This window comes from Sphingomonas pseudosanguinis, assembly GCF_052056765.1.
GTDB lineage: Bacteria > Pseudomonadota > Alphaproteobacteria > Sphingomonadales > Sphingomonadaceae > Sphingomonas > Sphingomonas pseudosanguinis.
Map to the genome: position 1 here is coordinate 579,777 of NZ_CP189888.1, position 22,365 is coordinate 602,141.

Consider the following 22,365-nt stretch of genomic DNA (forward strand, 5'->3'; position numbering starts at 1 on the left):
ATGACGAACTGGGGGGTGCGTGCCGGCCGATGGATGGCCGCCGCGACGGGCATGGCATGCGCGGCGCTGTCGGCGATGCCCGCAAAGGCGGAATGGCGCGAGGCGCGGGGGCGGCATTTCGTCCTCTATGGCAACATGCCCGAGGACACGCTGCGCACCATGGCGACGCGGCTGGAGCAGTTCGACGGCGCGATGCGCCAGCTTCACGCGCTCCCCGAGCAGGAGGGCGAGGAAAGCAATCCCGTCACCGTCTATGTCCTGCCCGACGAATCGGCGGTGCGGCGGCTCTATGGCAAGGGCGGCGACCATATCGCGGGCTTTTACGAGCCGCGCGTTTCTGGCTCGGTGGCGTTCACGCCGATGCGCGGGCAGGGCGACGGGCTGAACGCGCTGAAGCCCCAGATCGTGCTGTTCCACGAATATGCCCATCATTTCCTGCTGGGCAATTCGCAGATCGCCTATCCGGCCTGGTATTCCGAAGGCTATGCCGAGTTCGTCAGCACCGCGCGCTTCGATCGCGAGGGCATCATGATCGGCGTGGCGGCGCAGCACCGCGCTTACGGCCTGATCGACAGCAGCAAGCTGCCCATCGAGACGCTGTTCGATTCGACCCGGCGCAAGCTCGATTCGCATGAGCTGGATCAGGTCTATGGTCGCGGCTGGCTGCTGACCCATTACACCCAGTTCGATCCGACCCAGTCGCCCAAGCTGAACGCGTACCTCAAGCTCCTCAACCAGGGCGTGCCGAGCATCGCGGCGGGCGACCAGGCGTTCGGATCGCTGAAGGCGCTGGACCGGCAACTCGACGGCTATCTGCGGCGCAGTACGCTGCCCGGCCGGCTCGTCCGGTACGAGCGGCTGCCCAAGGCCGAGATCGCGGTGCGGACGATGAGTCCGGGCGAGCAGCAGATGATGCCGTTGCGCATGCAGTCGGATCGCGGCGTGAACCGCACGACCGGCCAGCAGGTCTATGAGCGTGCCGCCCGAATCGCGGCGGCCTATCCCGGTGATGCGGTCGTGCAGGGCTGGTTCGCCGAAATGGCCTATGATGTCGGGCAGGACGTGGCGGCCGAGGCGGCGGCGGACCGGGCGCTGGCGATCGATGCGAAATCGCAGCAGGCGCTGCTCTACAAGGGGCTATTGCATCTGCGCCGCGCCTATACCGAGCATAGCCGCGACCCCGCGCGCTGGCGCGAGGCGCGCAGCTGGATCATCCGGGCAAACCGGGTCGATACCAACGCCGCCGAACCGCTGGCGACCTTCTACCGCAGCTTCCTGATGGCGGGCGAGAAGCCGAGCGATTCGGCGGTCGCGGGACTGGGGCGCGCCTTCGAACTGGTGCCGCAGGACCGGGGGCTGCGTTTCCTGCTCGCCGGGCAGCAGATCACGGCCGATCAAATCGACGACGCCAAGCGCACGCTGCGCCCGCTCGCCTTCGACCCGCACTCGCCCGCCGACAATCCGGCGGCGACGCTGCTGGCCCTGTTGGAGGCGGGCAAGACGCAGGAGGTGAAGGTCGCGCTGGCGACGATGACCGATCGTCGGGGGCAGGAGGAATAGCGAGGAGCGTAGGGCTTCCCTTTGGGGGCTCTGAGCGATCGCTAGTCGGCGAATTGGGCCGGATCGACATCCAGGCCATCCGCTTCATTCCTCCCCTTGCAGGGGAGGAATGAATGTCGATCGGTTCTAGGCCTTCATCGCGAGAGCCAGCCATCGGCATGAAACTGCTTCCTCAAAGGCTGTCCGGCGAGCGGCCTCCGGCAATTGCGGATCAGCCAGGTCCACCTCCGCCACGGCGTGCGCGAGGCGGTGAAGCGTCTCGCCCGTGGCCGCCCGGATCGCTGCGGCGGGGAAGGCGGCGATCAGCGCGGTATCGTCCGCCTCGAAGGCGATACGCGCCAGCCCTCGCGGGGTGGCGGCGAGCAGGAGCGGACCGAGCGGCGTCGGCACCACCGCCCAGTCGATCGGCACGCCATCGCCACCCCGCCGCCACTGGCCGGGGGCCATGCCCAATCGCTGTTCGCTGTCGGCATAGAATCGGCTCGGCCCGGCATAGCCCGCCTCGTAGAGCGCCCGGGTGATGCTCATATCGTGCGACAGTGCCTCGGTCGTGCGCGCGGCGCGGCAGGCGCGGGCATAGGCGGCGGGCGTCACCCCGGTCGCGCGCCTGAACAGCCGGTGGAAATGATGCGGCGCATAGCCGACCCGCTCGGCCAGGTCGGACAAGGCGGGCATCTCCTCCGCCACCTCGATCATCGCGATCGCCTCGGCCACCGCGCGTCGGTCGCGCGCTACCGCGTCGGGCAGGCAGCGGCGACAGGCACGGAAGCCGGCGGCACCGGCAGACGCGCCATCGGCATAGAAGGCGACATGCTCGCGCCGGGGACGCCGGGCCGCGCAACTGGGGCGGCAATAGATGCCGGTGGTCTTCACCGCGACGACGAACCGGCCATCGGCCGCGCGGTCGCGCCGCTCGAACGCCGTCCAGGCGGCGTCGACATCGAGCGTTTCGAGCGGCGGGATGGCACGATTTTCCATGGCGATACGCATCCTAGCGTGGGCGCAGTGCGGATTCATCCCGTGGCTTGCGCGCAAACACCGCTGACAATGTCGTCACCAACCTGTCACAAGATGCGCCACGCACCTTGCATCCAAAGGTTCCCGATGCTAACCGCCCGCCAACCCATCGGAGGCGCGTTTTTCGCGCCCCGTTCCCCATGGGGCCAACCCGTTCGTTGTTCGAGGAATTCGCATCCGTGGAGATGTCCGGCGGTACTATAAGCGGCACAGGCGGCATCCAGGCGAGCCTGGGTGGACGTTATGCGCTCGCGCTGTTCGAAACCGCTGCCGAGCAGCGTTCGATCGACACGATCGAGGCGAGCCTCGTGACCCTTCGCGATGCGCTGGCCGCCGATAAGAATCTGGCCGCGCTGACCAAGAGCCCGGTCGTGGCGCGCGGCCAGGCCGTCAAGGCGATCCTGGCGGTCGCCGACACGCTGGGCCTCGACGGCGTGACCAAGAATTTCCTCGGCGTCCTCGCCGAGAATCGGCGCCTCTCGGCGCTGCCGCAGATCATCCGCGCGTTCCGCCAGCTGGCCAGCCGCCATCGCGGCGAGGTCGCGGCCGAAGTGACGAGCGCCCACCCGCTGACCGAGGCGCAGGTCGCCGAGCTGAAGCAGCAGCTGCGCACCCGCGTCGGCCGCGAAGTGTCGGTCGACCTGTCGGTCGATCCCGACCTGCTCGGCGGGCTTGTCGTCCGCATCGGTTCCCAGATGATCGATAGCTCGATCCGCACCCGTTTGAATGCGCTCGCCAGCGCGATGAAAGGCTGACGTTCCCATGGATATCCGCGCCGCAGAAATCTCCAAGGTCATCAAGGACCAGATCGCCAATTTCGGCACCGAGGCCCAGGTCAGCGAGACCGGCCAGGTGCTGAGCGTCGGTGACGGCATCGCGCGCATCTACGGCCTCGACAATGTCCAGGCGGGCGAGATGGTCGAGTTCGCCAATGGCGTGCAGGGCATGGCCCTCAACCTCGAAGCCGACAATGTCGGCGTCGTGATCTTCGGCTCGGACGCCGAGATCAAGGAAGGCGACACCGTCAAGCGCACCGGTACCATCGTCGACGTGCCGGTCGGCCGTGGCCTGCTGGGCCGCGTCGTGGACGGCCTGGGCAACCCGATCGACGGCAAGGGCCCGATCGAGGCGACCGAGCGTCGCCGCGTCGAGGTGAAGGCGCCGGGCATCATCCCGCGCAAGGGCGTGCATGAGCCGGTCCAGACCGGCCTGAAGGCGATCGACGCCCTCGTCCCCGTCGGCCGTGGTCAGCGCGAGCTGATCATCGGCGACCGCCAGACCGGCAAGTCGGCCGTCGCGATCGACGCCTTCATCAACCAGAAGACGGTCAACGCGGGCACCGACGAGTCGAAGAAGCTCTACTGCATCTACGTCGCCGTGGGTCAGAAGCGCTCGACCGTCGCGCAGCTGGTCAAGACGCTCGAAGAGAATGGCGCGATGGAATATTCCATCGTCGTCGCCGCGACCGCGTCGGAGCCCGCGCCGCTGCAGTTCCTCGCGCCCTACACCGGCACCGCGATGGGCGAATATTTCCGCGACAACGCGATGCACGCGCTGATCGTGTTCGACGATCTGTCGAAGCAGGCCGTCGCCTATCGTCAGATGTCGCTGCTGCTGCGCCGTCCGCCGGGCCGTGAAGCCTATCCGGGCGACGTCTTCTATCTGCACAGCCGTCTGCTGGAGCGTGCGGCCAAGATGAACGACGCCAACGGCGCCGGTTCGCTGACCGCGCTGCCGATCATCGAAACCCAGGCGGGCGACGTGTCGGCCTACATTCCGACCAACGTGATCTCGATCACCGACGGCCAGATCTTCCTCGAAACCGACCTGTTCTTCGCGGGCATCCGCCCGGCGATCAACGTCGGCCTGTCGGTCAGCCGCGTCGGCTCGGCCGCGCAGACCAAGGCGATGAAGAAGGTGTCGGGCTCGATCAAGCTGGAGCTGGCCCAGTATCGTGAAATGGCCGCCTTCGCGCAGTTCGGCTCGGACCTCGACGCCTCGACGCAGAAGCTGCTGAACCGCGGTGCGCGCCTGACCGAACTGCTCAAGCAGCCGCAGTTCAACCCGCTGCCCTTCGAGGAGCAGACGGCGTCGATCTTCGCAGGGACCAACGGCTATATCGACAACGTGCCGGTGGCGCAGGTCGTCCGCTACGAAGCGGCGATGCTCGCTTACTTGCGCAACGATCACGCCGATGTGCTGGCGATGATCCGCGACACCAAGGATCTGGGCGACGAGGCCAAGGGCAAGCTCAAGGCCGCGCTCGACCAGTTCGCGAAGATCTTCGCGTAAGGAAACATGGCCCTCTCCCCAGCTGGGAGAGGGTTGGGTGAGGGGGCGCCGCAAGCGACCCCGCCCGTGGCAACCCCTCACCCCGACCCTCTCCCGCGAGGGGAGAGGGAGGCAGAAGGACGAAGATGGCGAGCCTCAAGGCCCTCAAGATCCGGATCAACTCGGTCAAGTCGACCCAGAAGATCACCAAGGCGATGAAGATGGTCGCCGCCGCCAAGCTGCGCCGGGCGCAGGATGCGGCGCAGAACGGCCGTCCCTATGCCGAGCGTCTCGAAGCGGTGATGGCCGGTATGGCCGCGCGCGTCGGTGGCGTCGGTGCGTCGCCGCTGCTGGCGGGCACCGGCAAGGACGATGTCCAGCTGCTGGTCGTCGCCACCTCGGAGCGTGGCCTGGCGGGTGCGTTCAACACCAACATCGTCCGCGCCGCGCGCCGCAAGGCCGAAGAGCTGCAGGCACAGGGCAAGACGGTGAAGTTCTATATCGCGGGCAAGAAGGGGCGCGTGCTGAAGCGCTTCTTCCCGAACGCGATCCTCGCCGATCATGACATGAGCGCCATCAAGGCGCCCAAGTTTGACGACGCCCGCGTCATCGCCGACGACCTGATCGCCCGCTTCGAGCGCGGCGAGTTCGACGTGGCGCATCTGTTCTACTCGAAGTTCGTCTCGGCGCTGGTGCAGGACCCCGTCTCGCAGCAGCTGATCCCCGTGCCGATGCCCGCCCCGACCAAGGGCGAGACCTCGGTCGAGGCCGTTGCCGAGTTCGAGCCGAGCGAAGAGGATATTCTCGACGCGCTGCTGCCGCGCAACGTCGCGGTGCAGATCTTCCGCGCGCTGCTGGAGAACCAGGCCGGTTTCTACGGCTCGCAGATGAACGCGATGGACAACGCCACGCGCAATGCGGGCGACATGATCCGCCGCCTGTCGATCCAGTATAACCGCACGCGTCAGGCCGCGATCACCACCGAGCTGGTCGAAATCATCTCGGGCGCCGAGGCGCTCTGATGCGTCTCGCGCTCCTTCTGGGCCTGACGGTCGCTCTGGCCGGATGCGGCCGGGCGTCCGACCAGCCGAAGGAGACGCCCAAGGCAACGCCTGTGCCGTTCGTGAAGGGCGGCTGGGCGACCGTGTTCGGCAACGCGCCCGAGACGGTCAGCCTGCTCGACCGGATGGGCTTTCGCATGAGCGGCTACTCGCCCGTCCAGGGCCAGTATCGTGCGATCGCGCAAGCGACGCCGATGGCCGATCCGTCGGTCTCGCCGGTCAATATGGGCAATCTGATGGTCGAGGGCGATGCGAAGCGGCTGAACGAGATCCGCTTTTCGCTCGACCTCGTCAATCTCGACACCAGCCCGTTCGCCAAGACGCAGTTCATCCGTTGGGTCACCAAGCCGATGGATCAGCTGGGTCTGGACGGCAAGGATGCGGTTTCGGCCGCGATCCAGACCGAAAGCGCCACCACCGGCCATCTGACCGGCGCCGATTACCGTGTTACCCGTGACAAGATCGACGGTGGCCGCCGTCTGGTCGTGACCTTTACCCGCCCCGAAACCATGTCGGGCCAGCAGAACCAAGGAAGCAATGATGGCAACCGCCGCTGAGGACATCCGGCCGACCACGGCCACCAACAATGTCGGCACGATCGCCCAGGTCATCGGCGCGGTCGTCGACGTTCACTTCCCCGATCACCTGCCCGCGATCCTGTCGGCGCTGGAGACGGACAATAACGGCACCCGTCTGGTGCTCGAAGTCGCGCAGCATCTGGGCGAGAACACCGTCCGCACGATCGCGATGGACACGACCGAGGGCCTGACCCGCGGCCAGACCGTGACCGACACCGGCAACCAGATCCAGGTTCCGGTCGGCCCCGCGACGCTCGGCCGCATCCTGAACGTCGTTGGCGAGCCGATCGACGAGCGTGGTCCGGTCGCGACCGACCTGCGCGCCCCGATCCACGCCAAGGCGCCCGAGTTCATCGAGCAGTCGACCGAGAGCGCGATCCTGGTCACCGGCATCAAGGTCATCGACCTGCTCGCACCCTACGCCAAGGGCGGCAAGATCGGCCTGTTCGGCGGCGCGGGCGTCGGCAAGACGGTTCTGATTCAGGAACTGATCAACAACATCGCCAAGGGCCATGGCGGTACCTCGGTGTTCGCGGGCGTCGGTGAGCGGACCCGCGAGGGCAACGACCTGTATCACGAATTCCTCGATGCGGGCGTGATCGCCAAGGACGCCGAGGGCAACGCGATCAGCGAGGGCTCGAAGGTCGCGCTGGTCTATGGCCAGATGAACGAGCCGCCGGGCGCCCGTGCCCGCGTCGCGCTGTCGGGCCTCGCCATCGCGGAGTATTTCCGCGACCAGGAAGGCCAGGACGTGCTGTTCTTCGTCGACAACATCTTCCGCTTCACCCAGGCGGGTGCGGAAGTGTCGGCGCTGCTCGGCCGTATCCCGTCGGCCGTGGGCTATCAGCCAACCCTGTCGACCGACATGGGCGCGCTGCAGGAGCGCATCACCTCGACCAACAAGGGTTCGATCACCTCGGTCCAGGCCGTGTACGTTCCCGCCGACGACTTGACCGACCCGGCGCCGGCCACCTCGTTCGCCCACCTCGACGCGACGACCGTGCTCAACCGCGCCATTTCGGAGCTGGGCATCTACCCGGCCGTCGACCCGCTCGACTCGACCAGCCGCGTGCTGGAGCCGCGCATCGTCGGCCAGGAGCATTATGAGACGGCGCGTGCGGTCCAGTCGCTGCTCCAGCGTTACAAGGCGCTGCAGGACATCATCGCGATCCTGGGCATGGACGAGCTGTCCGAAGAGGACAAGCTGACCGTCCAGCGCGCCCGCAAGATCCAGCGCTTCCTGTCGCAGCCCTTCCACGTCGCGGAAGTCTTCACCGGCATCTCGGGCAAGTTCGTCCAGATCGAAGACACGATCCGTTCGTTCAAGGCGGTGGTCGACGGCGAATACGACCATCTGCCGGAAGCGGCCTTCTACATGGTCGGCGGCATCGACGAAGCCGTCGCCAAGGCCGAGAAGCTGGCCCAGGAAGCGTGATCCTCGTAGCGGCATTCGCGGTAATGGCACAGGCGTCGCAGCCTGTTGCCGTTCCTGCGGATGCTGCGACAAGGGGCATCGCTACGGCGTTGCAGGCCTGTGAAGCATGGTTGATGCGTCCGGCCACTTGGGCGGACTCGATCGATCAGTTTCCCGAGAAGGCGGGCCTGTCGGGTAAGATCGTCGCACGGCCGTCGATACCGGACGCAGTTGCTCCGCCTGGCGGTTGGTTCACCGCCCCCCATTATTGGTATGCGGCAGCGGGGCCGGGTGGCCTGTTTATAACGGTTTCCGATACCCGACCCCTCTGCCATGTCGTGGGGGGCTCGAGCGAAGACTTGCAACCCGCAACCGAAGCCGTTCTGACGCAGCCCGATTTCAAGACGAATTGGTCGGCGGGTGAAGAGAAGAGTGATGGCGACATGCGTATGACGCGCTATGTGAGCAGGATCGACCCGCATCTGTGGATGATGGTGTCGCGTGCCGCCAAGCCCGGTGAACGCAAGGATCGGCCGCAGATCGCCATTACGGCGCAAATGGACGTTGAGAGATAATATGCTGCACTTCGAACTCGTGACCCCCGAAAAGCTCCTCCGCTCGGAGGAGGTGCATATGGTGGTCGTCCCCGGCACCGAGGGCGATTTCGGCGTGCTGGAGGGCCATGCGCCCTTCATGTCGACCATTCGCGACGGCGCGATCCAGGTGTATCGCACCGACAAGGGCGAGCCGGAGTCGATCCAGATCCGTGGTGGTTTCGCCGAGGTGGGGCCCAAGGGCCTGACCGTGCTGGCGGAGCATGCGGGGTAAGGCTGTTTAGCCTTTGCCGGGTTTTGAAGCGGTCGTGGCGGAAGCTGCGGCCGTTTTCGTTTGTGGGGTTGGCGTAGGGGTGTGGCCTTCGACTTCGCTCAGGCTGAACGGCGGTTCGGAGTAGCCGCCTTACCCCCCGCTCCGTTCAGCCTGAGCGAAGTCGAAGGCCAAGGGAAACCGGCTGCCCCAAGCACGCCCCTCCCGCAGGCGGGAGGGGATGGGGGAGGGGAAGCCGCGAGTGATGGGCTCGGTGAGACCCCATGCCATCCCCCGACCCAGTTTCAGGTAAACGATGCCCCGCATCGTTTAGGTCATGCCGGTGGCATGACCGACCTGAAACTCGCCTGCGGGAGGGGAGGAAGAAGGGGGCTCACAAAAAGCTGTACGGGTCCACATCCACCGCGACGCGCACCTTTGCCGACCATTCCACCCCGCCCAGCCACTCGCGGATCACATCCTGCACCGCCAGCGCGCGCCGGGCATGAACCAGCAACCGAAAGCGATGCCGCCCCCGCAGCATCGCCAGCGGCGCCGGCGCGGGACCGAAGACGTGCATCCCGTCGACCTTGGGGGCCGCACGCGCGATCATGTTTGCAGCCGACTGCGCTGCGCCTTGATCCTCCGACGACACGATGATCGCGGCATAGCGGCCGAAGGGCGGCGCATCGGCGTCGCGGCGCGCTTCGGTCTCGGCGGTGTAGAAAGCCTCGGCATCGCCCGTCACCAGCGCCTGCATCACCTGCGCCTTGGGGCTGTGCGTTTGGATGAAGACATGGCCCGGCTTGGCCCCGCGCCCGGCGCGGCCCGACACCTGCCGGATCTGCTGGAAGGTGCGCTCCGCCGCACGCAGGTCGCCGCCGTCGAGGCCAAGGTCTGCGTCGATCACCCCGACCAGCGTCAGGTTGGGGAAGTGATAGCCCTTGGTGATCAGCTGCGTGCCGACGACGATGTCGATGTCACCCGCCTCCATCCGCCCGACGAACTCGGCCGCCTTAGCGGGGGACCAGATGGTGTCGGAGGTGACGACGGCGATCTTGGCCTCGGGGAACAGCGCGGTCGCTTCGTCCGCGATCCGCTCGACGCCGGGGCCGCAGGCGACCAAAGTGTCCTCGCCGTCACATTCGGGGCAGGCGCGCGGGGTGGGCAGGACGTGACCGCAATGGTGGCAGGCCAGCCGCCGGACCAGCCTGTGCTCGACCATCCAGGCCGTGCAATTGGGGCACTGAAAGCGATGCCCGCAGGTCCGGCACAGGGTCAGCGGGGCATAGCCGCGCCGGTTGAGATAGAGCAGCGACTGTTCGCGCTTTTCCAGCACCTCCTTCATCGCCGCGACCAGCTTGGGCGCGATCCAGCGGCCCCGCTCGGGCGGGTTCTGGATCAGGTCGATCGCCTCGATCGTCGGCATCTGCGCCGGGCCGAAGCGGCCGGGCAGCTTGACCTCGGTATAACGCCCCAGCGCGACTTGTTGCCGCGTCTCGATCGCGGGGGTGGCGGAGGCCAGGATGACCGGGCAGGGCTCGAACTTGCCGCGCATCACCGCCACGTCGCGCGCATGATAGTGGACGCCGTCTTCCTGCTTGAAGCTGGTTTCATGCGCCTCGTCGACGACGATGAGGCCGAGATTGCGATAGGGCAGGAATAGCGCGGAGCGCGCGCCGACCGTCACCAGCCCCTGACCGCTGGCGATCGCGCGCCAGGCGCGACGGCGTTGCGAAGAGCGCAAGCCGGAGTGCCACGCCACCGGCTCGCAGCCGAAGCGGTCGTGGAAGCGCTTCAGGAACGGCTCGGTCAGCGCGATTTCGGGGAGCAGGACCAGCACCTGCCGCCCTTCGGCGATCGCCTGCGCCACCGCCTCGAAATAGACCTCGGTCTTGCCCGATCCCGTCACGCCGTCGAGCAGCACCGGCTGGAAACTATGCGAGGTGACGCCCGCGACCAATATGTCCGCCGCCGCGCGCTGGTCTTCGGACAGCTCGGGCCGGTGATGGTTCGGGTCGGGCAGGGGGAAGGGGCTGTCGATATCGACCTCCACCCCCTCGATCGCACCGTTCTTCACGAGACCCCGGATCACCGCGTCGGAGACATCGGCCATCGTCGCAAGCTCGCGGATCAGGCCCTGCCGGTCACCGATTCGCTCCAGCGCCTGCGCCCGCTGCGGCGTCAGGCGGTCGGGGACATGGCCGGTGACGCGATATTCGGTGACGGTCCGCGCGCCCTCCAGCGCGGAGGTGGAGGACAGCGCCATGCGCACCACGGCGGCGGGCGGAGCGAGATAATAGTCCGCCGTCCACTCGATCAGCCGCCGCAGCGCATCGGGCAAGGGCGGCGCATCGGCGACGCCGAGCAGCGGGCGCAGGCGATTGTCGCCGACCTCGGCGTCCGAGGGCATCCGCTCCGGCTCCCACACCACGCCCAGCAACTGGCGCGGCCCCAGCGGCGCGACGACGATCGACCCCGGCTCGACATTCATCCCATGCGGGATGCGATAGTCGAGGGGGCCGAGCGCGGAGTTCAGGACAAGGACGCGAGCACGCGAAGACATCGCTTCGCTATATGGGCGTGGCGGCGGATTAGGAAAGGTGCGCGGCGATCAGGCGCTGCGTCGCCGATCACCACCCCGCCGCCGTTCCCCGGTACGTTCGCGCTTGGCGCCATAAAGCCGGGTATCGGCATGGTGCATGAAGTCGCGCGTATTATGGCAATCCTCGGGCCGCAAGGTCAGGCTGACCGTGCCGCTGCACCCCATGGTGATATGGCCGACGGTGATCGACAGGGTCAGCAGCGCCTCGAGCCGGACCTGCAGCTCTTCGGGACGGGCGAGCAGCGCAGGATCGCGGATGATGATGCCGAATTCGTCCCCGCCGAGCCGCGCGACGAAACAGTCCTTCAGCCAGTCGGCGCGCAGGCGATTGCCGACCATGCGCAGCACTTCGTCACCGGCGGGATGGCCGAGCGTGTCGTTGATCAGCTTGAACCCGTCGAGATCGATCAGCACCAGGCCCAGCAGCGTTTCCGTCGCCGCCGCCTCGCCGATCGCCGCCTCCAGCGCGCGGTCGAACGCCGCGCGGTTGGACAACAGGGTCAGTGCGTCGGTGTCGGCCAGATGGCGAAGCTGGGTCTCCAGCGCGTGGCGCTCGGTCACGTCCTGGAACATGCCGACCAGGCCATGTACGCGGCCGTTCGCCATCTCGCGCTCGCCGATCACACGGACCCGGCGTCGCCGGCCCATGGCGGTGACGAAGTCGAGTTCGATGTCGAACGGATCGCCGGTCGCCACCGTATTCTCGATCGTCTCGCGCAACGCCTTGCGGGCATCGGGGGGATAGTAGGACAGCCCTTCCTCGATCGAGAAATGGCGGCCCGGGGGCAGTTCGTGGATGCGATAGACGCCCTCGGACCAGGTCGCGCGACCGTCCTTCAGCGCGATGTGCCATGACCCGGACAGCGCCAGCCGTTCGACCTGGCGGACATGGCGCTCCTTGGCGCGCAGCTCCTCGGCCTGGCGTTCGCTGAACTCGGCCATGTCGGTCGCGCGCCGGGCGATGGCGCGCGCGGCGATCAGCGCTTCGGCGAGGCGGGCGAGGTGGCGCAGCGTCCGCTCGCCCGCCGCGCTCAGCGAGCGGGGCGTGTCGTCCATGACGCAGAGCGAGCCGATCGGCTGGAGATTGCCGTCCAGATCGGGCACGCGGATCGGCATGCCGGCATAGAAGCGCGTGCCCGGATCGCCCGCGACGAAGGGATTGATGGCGAAGCGCGGATCGCTCGACAGGTCGGGCACCATCATCAGATCGGGCGAACGGATGGTCACGTTGCAGAAGGCGACCTCACGCGGCATCTGCGGCGGCAGCGGGCCGACCGCCGACTTCACCCAGAACCGGTCCCGATCCGCCAGCGTCAGCGCCGCGAGCGGGCAGTCGAGCATCTCGGCGGCCAGCGACACCAGCGCGTCGAACTCCGCCTCCGGCTCGCTGTCGAGCAGCGCATGCGCCTGGAGCGTCGCGAGCCGGCGCTCTTCGTCGAGCCCGTCGGGCGTGGGAAACGAAACGGCGGTCATGATCTGCGCAGCATATCCCTTGCGGTGGCCGGACGCCAAAAAATAACGCGGTGCGAGGAGGTTATACCCCCGCCCGCCGATATAAAAGCGACAACTCGGCCATCCGATCCCTGTAAGGCGCTGAAACAGATGACGTATTTGTCATGATATGGTCACCGGCCGGACGGCCGGGGGGCGGTAGCCACCATGCATAGAGTTCAGAGAGATCGGCGCCCGACACTCCCGGGGGTGCCGTCGGGGCCGGTGGAAGGAGCGCCTTCCACCGGCCTTTCGCTGGCATCGATCCGGTTCGGCATGGCGTGGCCATAACCGGCCGGGGACCGACCGATCTGGGCGGACGCCGATGGACCTGAAATGGGTCCCCTGAAAATGGTCCGATAGCGGAGCAGAAAACGCGATGAGCCGCAAAATCCTGATCGTCGAAGATGACGCGTCGACCGCCGCCTATGTTGCCAAGGGGCTGGGCGAGGCGGGCTACGCCGTCGAACAGTGCGGCGATGGCCGTGATGGCCTGTTCTTGGCGAGCGAAGGCATTTTCGACCTGATCATCGCCGACCGCATGCTGCCCCGGCTGGACGGGCTGGCGATGGTCAGCGCCATTCGCGCGGCGGGGATCACGACCCCGGTGCTGATCCTGTCGGCGCTCGCCACGGTCGACGACCGGGTCGACGGTCTGAAGGCCGGCGCGGACGACTATCTGTGCAAGCCCTTCTCCTTCGCCGAGCTGTCGGCGCGCATCGAGGCGCTGGTACGCCGGTCCGACCGCGCCGCCACCGAGCCGACCCGCACCAAGCTGAGCGTCGGTGATCTGGAGATCGACCTGCTGGCGCGCACCGTCACGCGCGCGGGCAAGATCATCCCGGTCGGCGCGCGCGAGTTCAACCTCCTCGAATTCCTCGCCCGCCATGCGGGCCAGGTCGTCACCCGCACGATGATGCTGGAGAAAATCTGGAACTATCATTTCGACCCGGGCTCGAACGTCGTCGACGTCCATATCGGTCGCCTCCGCCGCAAGCTGGAGGAAGGGTTCGGCAGCCCGATCCTGCATACGGTGCGCGGCGCCGGCTATCGGCTGGCCGTGGAGGGGTGACGCGGCGGCTGACGATCTCGGCGCGGATCGCGCTGCTGTCGATCATCCTGGCGCTGACCTCCAACCTGGTGCTGGTCGGCTTCATCTGGAAACAGACCAGCGCCGATGCGGTCGCCGCGCTTCACCGCGAGATCGTCGAGCAGGCCGATGCCCTGCGCGCGGTGTGGCGTACCGGCGCGCTGCCCGCACTGGCGGATGCGATCACCCATGCGCGCGAGCCGGGCGACGTGACGCTGGTCCTCGCCATCTTCGATTCGCGCGGCCACCGCGTCGCGGGCTATGCGCCCGACCATCTGGCCGTGCCGCTGGCCGATACGCCGTTCCGGATCGCCGTGCTGGGGCGCAGCGGCGTCTGGGGATCGCGTGAGGCGGGCTATACGCTTCATCCCATCGGCGGCGACTGGTTGCTGGTCGGCCGCCCGCTCGACCTGATCGAGGCGCAGCAGATCGCGATCGAGCGTGCGCTGGCGCTGGCGGTCGTCCTGTCGCTGATGCTGGGCGTCGGCACGGGGCTGGTGCTGGCGCATTATGTCACCGGCCGGCTCAACAGCATCGTTGCGGTGATGGACGCGGCGGGCGAGGGCGATCTGTCGCGGCGCGTGTCGCTGGTGCGCGCGGGCGAGGGGGATGCCTTCGACCGCCTGGCGGTGCGGCTCAACGCCATGCTCGGCAAGATCGAACAGCTGATGGCCGAGTTGCGCGTCGTTACCGATAGCCTGGCGCACGACCTGCGCTCGCCCCTCGCAAGGCTGCGGACCAAGACCGAGCAGGCGGTACTGATCGCCGACCCGGCGCAGCGTGAGGCGGCGCTGGGCGGCCTGCTGGTCGAGACCGACCTGATCATGCGGATGCTGACCATGGTCATCGAGATCAGCCGCTCCGAATCGGTCACCCGCGATCGCTTCACCCAGGTCGCGCCCGCCGATCTGGTCGAGGAGATCGGCGAACTCTACGCCCCGGTCGCCGAGGATGCGGGCTTGCGCTTCCTGATCGAGGTGGAGGACCGACCCGCGCCGCTGCCCATCCACCGCGAATTGATGAGCCAGGCGCTGTCCAACCTGATCGACAATGCGCTCAAGCACGGCGCGTCGGGCGGGCAGGTGACGTTGCGTCTGATGCGCGGGCTGGAGGGGATCGTCTTCCAGGTCGAGGATCGCGGGCCTGGCATCGCCGCGGCGGACCGTGCGCAGGCGCTGAAACGCTTCGGTCGACTCGACACCGCACGCACGACGCCGGGTGCAGGGCTGGGCATGGCGCTGATCGAGGCGGTGGCGCGGCTGCATGGCGGGCGATTCGAGCTGGGGGACAACCAGCCCGGGCTCGTGGCGCGGCTAGTGATTCCGTAGCGATGCTGTTCCTCCCCTGGCAGGGGAGGTGGCGCGCGCAGCGCGTCGGAGGGGTGTCCCCCTCTCGATAGCGTGACACCCCTCCGTCAGGCCTTCGGCCTGCCACCTCCCCTGCAAGGGGAGGATCGGACTTGCCCTGTCGCCTCAGCGCTTTAGAGCCGGTCCCCATGGATTCCCTCTCCCTGTTCGGCCTGGCCGCCGTGTCCTTCACTTTGGTCTGCTATGCGATGGAAGCGGGCGCGCATTGGTGGACGTTGGGTTTCGTGCTGGGGTGCATCGCGGGGTCGGCCTATGGCTTTCTCCAGGGCGCCTGGCCGTTCGGGGTGGTCGAGATCGTCTGGGCGATCGTGTCGTTCCGGCGCTGGCTGACGCTCAGGCGCGTGCAATCGTCGATGTTTCGGGAACCGATCGCTTGACAGGGTGTTGCGCGGGGCTTAACGGACCGTCCTTCCAACACCACTGGTTGAACGACGCGCGACTTACGTGCGTCGCGCTTCCGCGTGGCGGAACCATCGCGTTGAGATGAAGCGTGTGCGGCCATGCCATGCTTCGTGGAGCTAGGAGAACAAATTTCATGGCACGTATCGCGGGTGTTAACCTCCCGACCAACAAGCGCGTGATCATCGCGCTGACCTATATCCACGGCATCGGTCCGGCCAAGGCGAAGCAGATCTCCGCCAAGCTCAACATCGCCGAGGATCGCCGCGTCCAGGACCTGTCGGACCAGGAAGTCCTGCAGATCCGCGAGACCATCGACGCCGATCACACGGTGGAAGGCGATCTTCGTCGCGAGACCGCGATGAACATCAAGCGCCTGATGGATCTGGCCTGCTATCGCGGCCTGCGTCACCGCAAGGGCCTGCCCGTTCGCGGCCAGCGCACGCACACCAATGCGCGCACCCGCAAGGGCAAGGCCAAGCCGATCGCCGGCAAGAAGAAGTAATTCGCCCCGGGCGAATTACTCCGCCGGAGGCAGGCTTGTGGCTGACCGCCCGCCGACCTCCGCATCAGGATACTAGGTCAGGATTCTTATCTAATGGCACGTGAACCGCAGCGCATTCGCCGTCGCGAGCGCAAGAACATCACCGCCGGCGTCGCGCATGTGAACGCCAGCTTCAACAACACCATGATCACCATCACCGACGCGCAGGGCAACGCCATTTCGTGGTCGTCGGCCGGCATGATGGGCTTCAAGGGTTCGCGCAAGTCGACCCCGTATGCGGCGCAGGTCGCAGCGGAAGACGCGGGCAAGAAGGCCGCCGAGCACGGCGTCCGCACCCTGGAAGTCGAAGTCAAGGGTCCGGGTTCGGGCCGCGAGTCGGCGCTGCGCGCGCTGCAGGCGGTCGGTTTCCAGATCTCCTCGATCCGTGACGTGACCTCGATCCCGCACAACGGCGTGCGGCCTTCCAAGCGTCGCCGCGTCTGATGCTTCCCATGGCCGGCTGACGAGTCGGCCATGCCTCTCTCCACGGCTGGAACCGTCCCCGTTCCGGCCCATAACTCAGGGGAACCACGTGTCTGTCAACGCAAAGAACTGGCAGGAACTCAAGAAGCCCAACGCGCTCGAGAAAAAGGGTGGCGATGGCAAGCGGAAGGCGACGTTCGTTGCCGAACCGCTGGAGCGTGGCTTCGGCCTGACGCTGGGCAACGCGCTTCGCCGCGTGCTCCTGTCGTCGCTCCAGGGCGCGGCGGTCACCTCGATCAAGATCGAAAACGTGCTGCACGAATTCTCGTCGCTGGCCGGTGTGCGTGAAGACGTCACCGACATCGTCCTGAACGTCAAGCAGCTCGCCATCCGCATGCAGGGCGAAGGCCCCAAGCGGCTCCAGCTGTCGGCGACCGGCCCCGCCACCGTCAAGGCCGGCGACATCGCCGTGTCGGGCGATATCGAGGTCATGAACAAGGACCTGGTGATCTGCCATCTCGACGAAGGTGCGACGCTCAACATGGAGCTGACCGCCGACATCGGGAAGGGCTATGTCCCCGCCGCGTCCAACCGTCCGGCCGATGCGCCGATCGGTCTGATCCCGGTCGATGCGCTCTACTCGCCCGTGCGCCAGGTGTCGTACAAGGTCGACCCGACCCGCGTCGGCCAGGACCTGGACTATGACAAGCTGACGCTCTCGGTCGAGACCGACGGCACCGTCACCCCGGAAGACGCCGTGGCCTATGCCGCGCGCATCCTCCAGGACCAGCTGGCGCTGTTCGTGCACTTCGACGACTCGGCGCTCACCCGTGCGGCCCCCGTGGGCCAGGCGGCGATCCCGGTCGCCGGTGGCGAGCCGCAGAGCGACGCGCAGCAGATCAACCGTTACCTCCTCAAGAAGGTCGACGAGCTGGAACTGTCGGTGCGTTCGGCGAACTGCCTCAAGAACGACAACATCATCTATATCGGCGATCTGGTCGGCAAGACCGAAGCCGAGATGCTGCGCACCCCGAATTTCGGCCGCAAGTCGCTGAACGAGATCAAGGAAGTGCTGTCGTCCATGGGTCTGCGCCTGGGCATGGAAATCCCCGGCTGGCCGCCCGAGAATATCGAGGAAATGGCCAAGAAGCTGGAACAGGAGATCATGGGCTGAGCCGCACGCGGATAGCGATGCTATCCGCGAGACGGCGAAAGCCCGGCCGGCGGGCCGCCCCAGGGCGGCCCGTTCGACGTCGGACTGCGGCTTTGCCGCAGTCGGCCCCTCCACCAGCTTCGCTGGTCCCCCTCCCCAAGCAAGCTTGGGGAGGATTTCAGATAGGCGAAGGTGACGGCCTTAACGGTCACCAGGTCTGGGGTACCGTGACACGGCCCCTTAACGAACGAAGGAACATCCCATGCGTCATCGCGTCGGCGGCCGTAAGCTGCAGCGTACCTCGGCTCATCGTATTGCGCTTTTCCGCAACATGTCGGCCGCGCTCATCAAGCATGAGCAGATCACCACCACCGTCGCCAAGGCGAAGGAACTGCGTCCCTATGTCGAAAAGCTGGTGACGCTGGCCAAGAAGGGCGGTCTGTCGAACCGTCGTCTGGCGCATGCCCGTCTGCTCGACGACGCGCAGCTGGTGAAGCTGTTCGACGTTCTGGCGGCGCGCTATGCCGACCGCAACGGTGGCTATACCCGCATCATCAAGGCCGGCATCCGCGCGTCGGACGCCTCGCCGATGGCGATCATCGAGTTCGTCGACCGCGACGTCTCGGCGAAGGGCCAGGATTCGGGTCCGGTGATGACCGAGGAAGATTTCGACGAAGCCGCGTAATTCCCGCGCGTCTTTCGAGACACCTTCGAAAGGGGGCCGTGCCAGCGATGGCGCGGCCCTTTTTCGTGCCATTCTCCTGTCAACACAGCATAAATTCGTTATTTCTAACCCAGATTTGCGCAGCAATCGTATCTGATATACGCTCCTGTTACATTGATGAAACGAAATGCAGATGTGAACGATAACAAGGGGGCGGTATGCGCAGACTCTATGCCTTGGTTCCGGCGCTTTTCCTTGCGGCATGCGGGGGTGGGGAAGACGACACCAGAACGGCCGGCGGCCCGGTAGCGACCGCCGCCAGCGTCAGCACCGAGCAGCCGGTCACCGGATGTCGCGCCACGTCGGACAACAACCCCTGGGGCGTACTGCCCGTCCGCACCTGGACCCCGGCGTCCGCCGATCCCCCCAATGAACCGTTTCAGGTGCCCGGCACCGCCTATGGCCCCGCTTTCGAGGCGCGGCTGATCTGGGCGTACGGCATCAATCTGGGCGAGAGCAGCCGCGTCGCCGAATTCGAGATGGCCGATGGCTGTCGTCGCCGCTTCCGCCTAGCGTCGCTGTCGGCGGCCGACATCGCCGCGATCGAGCAGGAGGCCGACAACCACCCGCTGGCCGCCGATACCGCCAGCTATGCCACCGATTATGATTTCGAGCCGACCAGCCAGGAAGCGCTGGATGCCGGCACGGTGCGCAAGGTCGAAACCCAGCACTTCACCCTGTGGTACGGCGTCAAGCAGGATGGCTTCAGCTATCGCTGGGCGCGCGACACCAACACGAACTGGGAGCAGTTCATCAACGCATCGGGGCAGTGGCTGGAGACCATCTGGCTGTGGAACCGCGACCTTCTGAACGCGCCCATGCCCTATGCGGAGGGATCGGACCGCAAGAAGGTCAACATGTATGTCTGCGGCACCGGGCTGCCCTTCTTCAGCGACGGCGACATGGGCGATTGCGGCGCGACCGGGCAGGCGGCGATGTGGGTCAGCGCGCCCAACCTCCAGGCCGGCGGCGTCACCACCACGCATGAGTTCGGCCATGTCATCCAGTTCCACACCGGCGGTTTCCGCGACAAGCCCGATGCCGGGCCGATCTGGGAAGTGGGGGCGGAGTGGAACGCCTATGTCCTGTCGCCCAACTTCGTCGCGTTCATGCCCTCCTATCTGAACAACCTGGAGAATGGGCCGCTCTGGTCGATCGCGCGCTACGGGGCGCAGCCCTTCATGTCCTTCCTCTACGACCAGGATTCGACCCGGCCGCTGGTCTGGCGCAGCTGGACCGAGAATCTGCGCAACAGCGATGGCGCAACGACCGAGGATTATATGCAGGCGTTCGTCCGGCTGGGGCAGGCGGCGGGCCTCTATGCCAACGGCTTCGCCTCCTTCGCTGACGACATGGGCTGGTATGGCGCACGGCTGGCGGGGATGGACTTTATCGACCAGCGCGCGCTGATCGATGCGACCACCGCCTCGGCGACCCAGACGCTGGCCTCGCACCTCTATGCGACGCTGGCGGAAGGATCGGGGGCGGGGCAGTATCTGTCCTCGCCGGCGCGGCCGCTGCTGCAATTCGGCACCCACCTGATTCCGCTGACCGCCAATGGCGGGACGGTGCAGGTCACGCTGACCGGCGATACCACCGACAATCAGGCCGGCTGGCGCTTCGCGATCGTCGCCATCGAGAATGGGACCAAGGTGACCTATTCCGAACTGGGCGCGGTGTCGGGTACGGGCAGCGCGACCATCTCGCGTCCCGTGCCGCAGGGAGCAAAGCTGTTCCTGACTGTCACCGCGACGCCGGGGGCGTATGAAACGCTGGGCTGGCAGCAGGACGGCGCGGTCACCGGCACCAAATTCCCCTATCGGGTCGCGATCAGCGGTGCCACCGCGCCGACCGGCGATCCGGCCGCCTGCGCGTCCAACGTCGCGCCCTATACCTGGACGCTGAACTACAACACCAACGGCAATCAGGAATATGGCCGCCCCTGCTGATCGCTGGAAGGAGGGCGTGCCGATGGCGGCGCGCCCTCCCGCTATCACGGCGACGGAGATGCCGGGGTCGGAGCGTATACAAACCCCACCGGCCCGGTAGCTTTTCCCAAAAGACATCGCTATCGGACCGCCATGGAGCACCCGGACAGCATCCTCATCGTCGATTTCGGCAGCCAGGTCACCCAGCTCATCGCGCGCCGCGTGCGCGAGGCGGGGGTCTATAGCGAAGTCGTTCCCTTCCAATCGGCCGAAGCGGCGTTCGCGCGGATCAAGCCCGCTGGCGTCATCCTGTCGGGCGGTCCCGCCTCGGTGGTCGATGCCGGTTCGCCGCGCATCCCGCAGGCCATTCTCGACAGCGGCCTGCCGATGCTGGGCATCTGCTATGGCCAGCAGGCACTGACCGAGCAGCTCGGCGGCAAGGTCGAGAAGGGCGATAGCGGCGAGTTCGGCGAGGCGTTCATCACCGTCGAGGACGGCTGCGCACTATTCGACGGCCTGTGGGCGCAGGGCGAGCGGCATCAGGTGTGGATGAGCCATGGCGACAAGGTGACCGCGCTGGCGCCGGGCTTCCGCGTCGTCGCGACCAGCCCGGGCGCGCCCTATGCGATCATCGCCAATGACGAACGCCGCATCTATGCGATGCAGTTCCACCCGGAGGTGGTGCACACCCCCGATGGCGCCAAGCTGATCGCCAATTTCGCACGCCATGTCGTCGGGCTGACCGGCGACTGGACGATGGCCGAGTTCCGCGAGGCCAAGATCGCCGAGATCCGCGAGCAGGTCGGCAGCGGCCGGGTCATCTGCGGCCTGTCTGGCGGCGTCGACTCGTCGGTGGCGGCGCTCCTGATCCACGAGGCGATCGGCGACCAGCTGACCTGCGTGTTCGTCGATGGCGGCATCCTGCGTCAGGGTGAGGCCGAGCAGGTCGTCAGCCTGTTCCGCGGCCATTACAACATCCCGCTGGTCCATGTGGACGCGCAGGAGCAGTTCATGGGCGGCCTGGCCGGCGTCACCGACCCCGAGGCCAAGCGCAAGTTCATCGGCAAGACCTTCATCGACGTCTTCGAGGCCGAGGCCAAGAAGATCGGCGGCGCCGAATTCCTGGCGCAGGGTACGCTCTACCCGGACGTGATCGAGAGCGTCAGCTTCACCGGCGGCCCGTCGGTGACGATCAAGAGCCACCACAATGTCGGCGGTCTCCCTGAGCGGATGAACATGAAGCTCGTCGAGCCGCTGCGTGAGCTGTTCAAGGACGAGGTTCGCGCGCTCGGGCGTGAGCTGGGCCTGCCCGACGTGTTCGTCGGTCGCCACCCCTTCCCGGGACCGGGCCTCGCCATCCGCATTCCCGGCGAGGTGACCAAGGAGCGCTGTGACATCCTGCGCAAGGCGGATGCCATTTATCTGGAGGAAATCCGCAACGCCGGGCTGTACGACGCCATCTGGCAGGCGTTCGCGGTCCTGCTGCCGGTCCGTTCGGTCGGCGTGATGGGCGATGGCCGGACCTACGACTCGGTGCTGGCGCTGCGCGCGGTGACTTCGGTCGACGGGATGACGGCGCAGGCCTTCGACTTCCCCGGCGACTTCCTGCCGCGCGTGACGACCCGGATCATCAACGAGGTGAAGGGCATCAACCGCGTGGTCTATGACTATACCAGCAAGCCGCCCGGCACGATCGAGTGGGAATGATCCGGACTCGCGGTCACGCGGGGCGTGATCACGGCCGGATCATTCAGTGCCGCAAGGCGCTGCTTTCAGACGGAATAAAGCCCCGACCCCATGGCCGGGGCTTTTATCTTTGCAAGATCGCGACAGATTGATCCAAACGAGCCCTTCCCCTTCAGGGGAGGGGTTGGGGTGGGGCCTTTCCACAAGCGCTGGACCTGCGGCAACGCCCCACCCCCGTCCCCTCCCCTGA

The 22,365-nt window shown here is 66.7% G+C and carries 20 protein-coding genes; 17 read left to right on the forward strand and 3 right to left on the reverse strand.

Annotated features, from left to right (window positions below; translation table 11 throughout):
* Complete coding sequence (locus ACQHGV_RS02660) at positions 1–1,560, forward strand: hypothetical protein (protein ID WP_440979329.1); 1,560 nt, start codon at positions 1–3, stop codon at positions 1,558–1,560.
* A 126-nt stretch (positions 1,561–1,686) separates the two neighbouring features.
* Here ACQHGV_RS02660 and ACQHGV_RS02665 read toward each other — a convergent pair whose 3' ends face one another.
* Positions 1,687–2,538 (reverse strand): bifunctional transcriptional activator/DNA repair enzyme AdaA, encoded by an 852-nt coding sequence (locus ACQHGV_RS02665; RefSeq protein ID WP_440979330.1) that lies wholly within the window; start codon positions 2,536–2,538, stop codon positions 1,687–1,689.
* 224 nt (positions 2,539–2,762) lie between these two features.
* Between ACQHGV_RS02665 and ACQHGV_RS02670 the strand changes: the two genes are divergently transcribed.
* From ACQHGV_RS02670 to ACQHGV_RS02700, 7 genes are all read left to right on the forward strand, one after another.
* Positions 2,763–3,332, forward strand: a complete 570-nt coding sequence (locus ACQHGV_RS02670) for a F0F1 ATP synthase subunit delta (protein WP_440979331.1) — start codon at positions 2,763–2,765, stop codon at positions 3,330–3,332.
* Positions 3,333–3,339: 7 nt separating this feature from the next.
* Positions 3,340–4,869 carry a F0F1 ATP synthase subunit alpha gene (gene atpA, locus ACQHGV_RS02675; RefSeq protein ID WP_007406897.1) on the forward strand — a complete coding sequence of 510 codons (1,530 nt, stop codon included), beginning with the start codon at positions 3,340–3,342 and terminating at the stop codon, positions 4,867–4,869.
* A gap of 125 nt (positions 4,870–4,994) precedes the next feature.
* Complete coding sequence (locus ACQHGV_RS02680; RefSeq protein WP_440979332.1) at positions 4,995–5,870, forward strand: F0F1 ATP synthase subunit gamma; 876 nt, start codon at positions 4,995–4,997, stop codon at positions 5,868–5,870.
* Positions 5,870–6,466 (forward strand): hypothetical protein, encoded by a 597-nt coding sequence (locus ACQHGV_RS02685; protein ID WP_440979333.1) that lies wholly within the window; start codon positions 5,870–5,872, stop codon positions 6,464–6,466. The genes ACQHGV_RS02680 and ACQHGV_RS02685 overlap by 1 nt, the downstream gene beginning before the upstream one ends.
* Positions 6,450–7,922: a F0F1 ATP synthase subunit beta gene (gene atpD, locus ACQHGV_RS02690; protein ID WP_440980116.1), complete on the forward strand. Its 1,473-nt coding sequence runs from the start codon at positions 6,450–6,452 to the stop codon at positions 7,920–7,922. Before ACQHGV_RS02685 ends, atpD begins: the two co-directional genes overlap by 17 nt.
* Positions 7,923–7,945: 23 nt before the next feature.
* Positions 7,946–8,476 carry a hypothetical protein gene (locus ACQHGV_RS02695; protein WP_440979334.1) on the forward strand — a complete coding sequence of 177 codons (531 nt, stop codon included), beginning with the start codon at positions 7,946–7,948 and terminating at the stop codon, positions 8,474–8,476.
* 1 nt (position 8,477) lies between these two features.
* The gene (locus ACQHGV_RS02700; protein ID WP_007405041.1) at positions 8,478–8,729 is read left to right on the forward strand and encodes an ATP synthase F1 subunit epsilon; all 252 of its coding nucleotides are present in this window, start codon (positions 8,478–8,480) and stop codon (positions 8,727–8,729) included.
* Between the two features lie 370 nt (positions 8,730–9,099).
* Here the strand turns inward: ACQHGV_RS02700 and ACQHGV_RS02705 are convergent, their stop codons facing one another.
* Both ACQHGV_RS02705 and ACQHGV_RS02710 read right to left on the reverse strand, forming a co-directional pair.
* The gene (locus ACQHGV_RS02705) at positions 9,100–11,271 is read right to left on the reverse strand and encodes a primosomal protein N' (protein ID WP_440979335.1); all 2,172 of its coding nucleotides are present in this window, start codon (positions 11,269–11,271) and stop codon (positions 9,100–9,102) included.
* Positions 11,272–11,319: 48 nt separating this feature from the next.
* The gene (locus ACQHGV_RS02710) at positions 11,320–12,783 is read right to left on the reverse strand and encodes a diguanylate cyclase domain-containing protein (RefSeq protein WP_440979336.1); all 1,464 of its coding nucleotides are present in this window, start codon (positions 12,781–12,783) and stop codon (positions 11,320–11,322) included.
* Positions 12,784–13,180: 397 nt separating this feature from the next.
* Between ACQHGV_RS02710 and ACQHGV_RS02715 the strand changes: the two genes are divergently transcribed.
* From ACQHGV_RS02715 to guaA, 9 genes are all read left to right on the forward strand, one after another.
* On the forward strand, positions 13,181–13,873 hold the full coding sequence (locus ACQHGV_RS02715; RefSeq protein ID WP_183952702.1) for a response regulator transcription factor: 693 nt from the start codon (positions 13,181–13,183) through the stop codon (positions 13,871–13,873).
* Entirely contained in the window at positions 13,870–15,219 is a 1,350-nt protein-coding gene (locus ACQHGV_RS02720) for an ATP-binding protein (RefSeq protein WP_183952703.1), read from the forward strand. Before ACQHGV_RS02715 ends, ACQHGV_RS02720 begins: the two co-directional genes overlap by 4 nt.
* Positions 15,220–15,386: 167 nt before the next feature.
* Complete coding sequence (locus ACQHGV_RS02725; RefSeq protein ID WP_409792414.1) at positions 15,387–15,635, forward strand: hypothetical protein; 249 nt, start codon at positions 15,387–15,389, stop codon at positions 15,633–15,635.
* Positions 15,636–15,793: 158 nt separating this feature from the next.
* Positions 15,794–16,162 (forward strand): 30S ribosomal protein S13, encoded by a 369-nt coding sequence (gene rpsM, locus ACQHGV_RS02730; RefSeq protein WP_183952705.1) that lies wholly within the window; start codon positions 15,794–15,796, stop codon positions 16,160–16,162.
* Positions 16,163–16,255: 93 nt separating this feature from the next.
* Positions 16,256–16,645: a 30S ribosomal protein S11 gene (gene rpsK / locus ACQHGV_RS02735; protein WP_042486392.1), complete on the forward strand. Its 390-nt coding sequence runs from the start codon at positions 16,256–16,258 to the stop codon at positions 16,643–16,645.
* 88 nt (positions 16,646–16,733) lie between these two features.
* Entirely contained in the window at positions 16,734–17,798 is a 1,065-nt protein-coding gene (locus ACQHGV_RS02740) for a DNA-directed RNA polymerase subunit alpha (protein ID WP_183952706.1), read from the forward strand.
* A 241-nt stretch (positions 17,799–18,039) separates the two neighbouring features.
* Positions 18,040–18,462: a 50S ribosomal protein L17 gene (gene rplQ / locus ACQHGV_RS02745; RefSeq protein WP_183952707.1), complete on the forward strand. Its 423-nt coding sequence runs from the start codon at positions 18,040–18,042 to the stop codon at positions 18,460–18,462.
* Between the two features lie 197 nt (positions 18,463–18,659).
* Positions 18,660–20,450 (forward strand): DUF6055 domain-containing protein, encoded by a 1,791-nt coding sequence (locus ACQHGV_RS02750; RefSeq protein WP_440979337.1) that lies wholly within the window; start codon positions 18,660–18,662, stop codon positions 20,448–20,450.
* A 132-nt stretch (positions 20,451–20,582) separates the two neighbouring features.
* Positions 20,583–22,136 carry a glutamine-hydrolyzing GMP synthase gene (guaA, locus tag ACQHGV_RS02755; protein ID WP_409792421.1) on the forward strand — a complete coding sequence of 518 codons (1,554 nt, stop codon included), beginning with the start codon at positions 20,583–20,585 and terminating at the stop codon, positions 22,134–22,136.
* The last annotated feature ends 229 nt before the right edge of the window (positions 22,137–22,365 follow it).

What these genes read in the sequence shown, in the direction of transcription:
- ACQHGV_RS02715 (WP_183952702.1), top strand. Translation starts at nt 13,181, where the DNA reads ATGAGCCGCAAAATCCTGATCGTCGAAGATGACGCGTCGACCGCCGCC.
- ACQHGV_RS02665 (WP_440979330.1), bottom strand. Translation starts at nt 2,538, where the DNA reads ATGGAAAATCGTGCCATCCCGCCGCTCGAAACGCTCGATGTCGACGCC.
- rplQ (WP_183952707.1), top strand. Translation starts at nt 18,040, where the DNA reads ATGCGTCATCGCGTCGGCGGCCGTAAGCTGCAGCGTACCTCGGCTCAT.
- guaA (WP_409792421.1), top strand. Translation starts at nt 20,583, where the DNA reads ATGGAGCACCCGGACAGCATCCTCATCGTCGATTTCGGCAGCCAGGTC.
- atpA (WP_007406897.1), top strand. Translation starts at nt 3,340, where the DNA reads ATGGATATCCGCGCCGCAGAAATCTCCAAGGTCATCAAGGACCAGATC.
- ACQHGV_RS02710 (WP_440979336.1), bottom strand. Translation starts at nt 12,783, where the DNA reads ATGACCGCCGTTTCGTTTCCCACGCCCGACGGGCTCGACGAAGAGCGC.
- ACQHGV_RS02660 (WP_440979329.1), top strand. Translation starts at nt 1, where the DNA reads ATGACGAACTGGGGGGTGCGTGCCGGCCGATGGATGGCCGCCGCGACG.
- ACQHGV_RS02750 (WP_440979337.1), top strand. Translation starts at nt 18,660, where the DNA reads ATGCGCAGACTCTATGCCTTGGTTCCGGCGCTTTTCCTTGCGGCATGC.
- rpsK (WP_042486392.1), top strand. Translation starts at nt 16,256, where the DNA reads ATGGCACGTGAACCGCAGCGCATTCGCCGTCGCGAGCGCAAGAACATC.
- ACQHGV_RS02695 (WP_440979334.1), top strand. Translation starts at nt 7,946, where the DNA reads ATGGCACAGGCGTCGCAGCCTGTTGCCGTTCCTGCGGATGCTGCGACA.
- ACQHGV_RS02705 (WP_440979335.1), bottom strand. Translation starts at nt 11,271, where the DNA reads ATGTCTTCGCGTGCTCGCGTCCTTGTCCTGAACTCCGCGCTCGGCCCC.
- ACQHGV_RS02700 (WP_007405041.1), top strand. Translation starts at nt 8,478, where the DNA reads ATGCTGCACTTCGAACTCGTGACCCCCGAAAAGCTCCTCCGCTCGGAG.
- ACQHGV_RS02670 (WP_440979331.1), top strand. Translation starts at nt 2,763, where the DNA reads ATGTCCGGCGGTACTATAAGCGGCACAGGCGGCATCCAGGCGAGCCTG.
- rpsM (WP_183952705.1), top strand. Translation starts at nt 15,794, where the DNA reads ATGGCACGTATCGCGGGTGTTAACCTCCCGACCAACAAGCGCGTGATC.
- ACQHGV_RS02685 (WP_440979333.1), top strand. Translation starts at nt 5,870, where the DNA reads ATGCGTCTCGCGCTCCTTCTGGGCCTGACGGTCGCTCTGGCCGGATGC.
- ACQHGV_RS02725 (WP_409792414.1), top strand. Translation starts at nt 15,387, where the DNA reads ATGGATTCCCTCTCCCTGTTCGGCCTGGCCGCCGTGTCCTTCACTTTG.
- ACQHGV_RS02680 (WP_440979332.1), top strand. Translation starts at nt 4,995, where the DNA reads ATGGCGAGCCTCAAGGCCCTCAAGATCCGGATCAACTCGGTCAAGTCG.
- atpD (WP_440980116.1), top strand. Translation starts at nt 6,450, where the DNA reads ATGGCAACCGCCGCTGAGGACATCCGGCCGACCACGGCCACCAACAAT.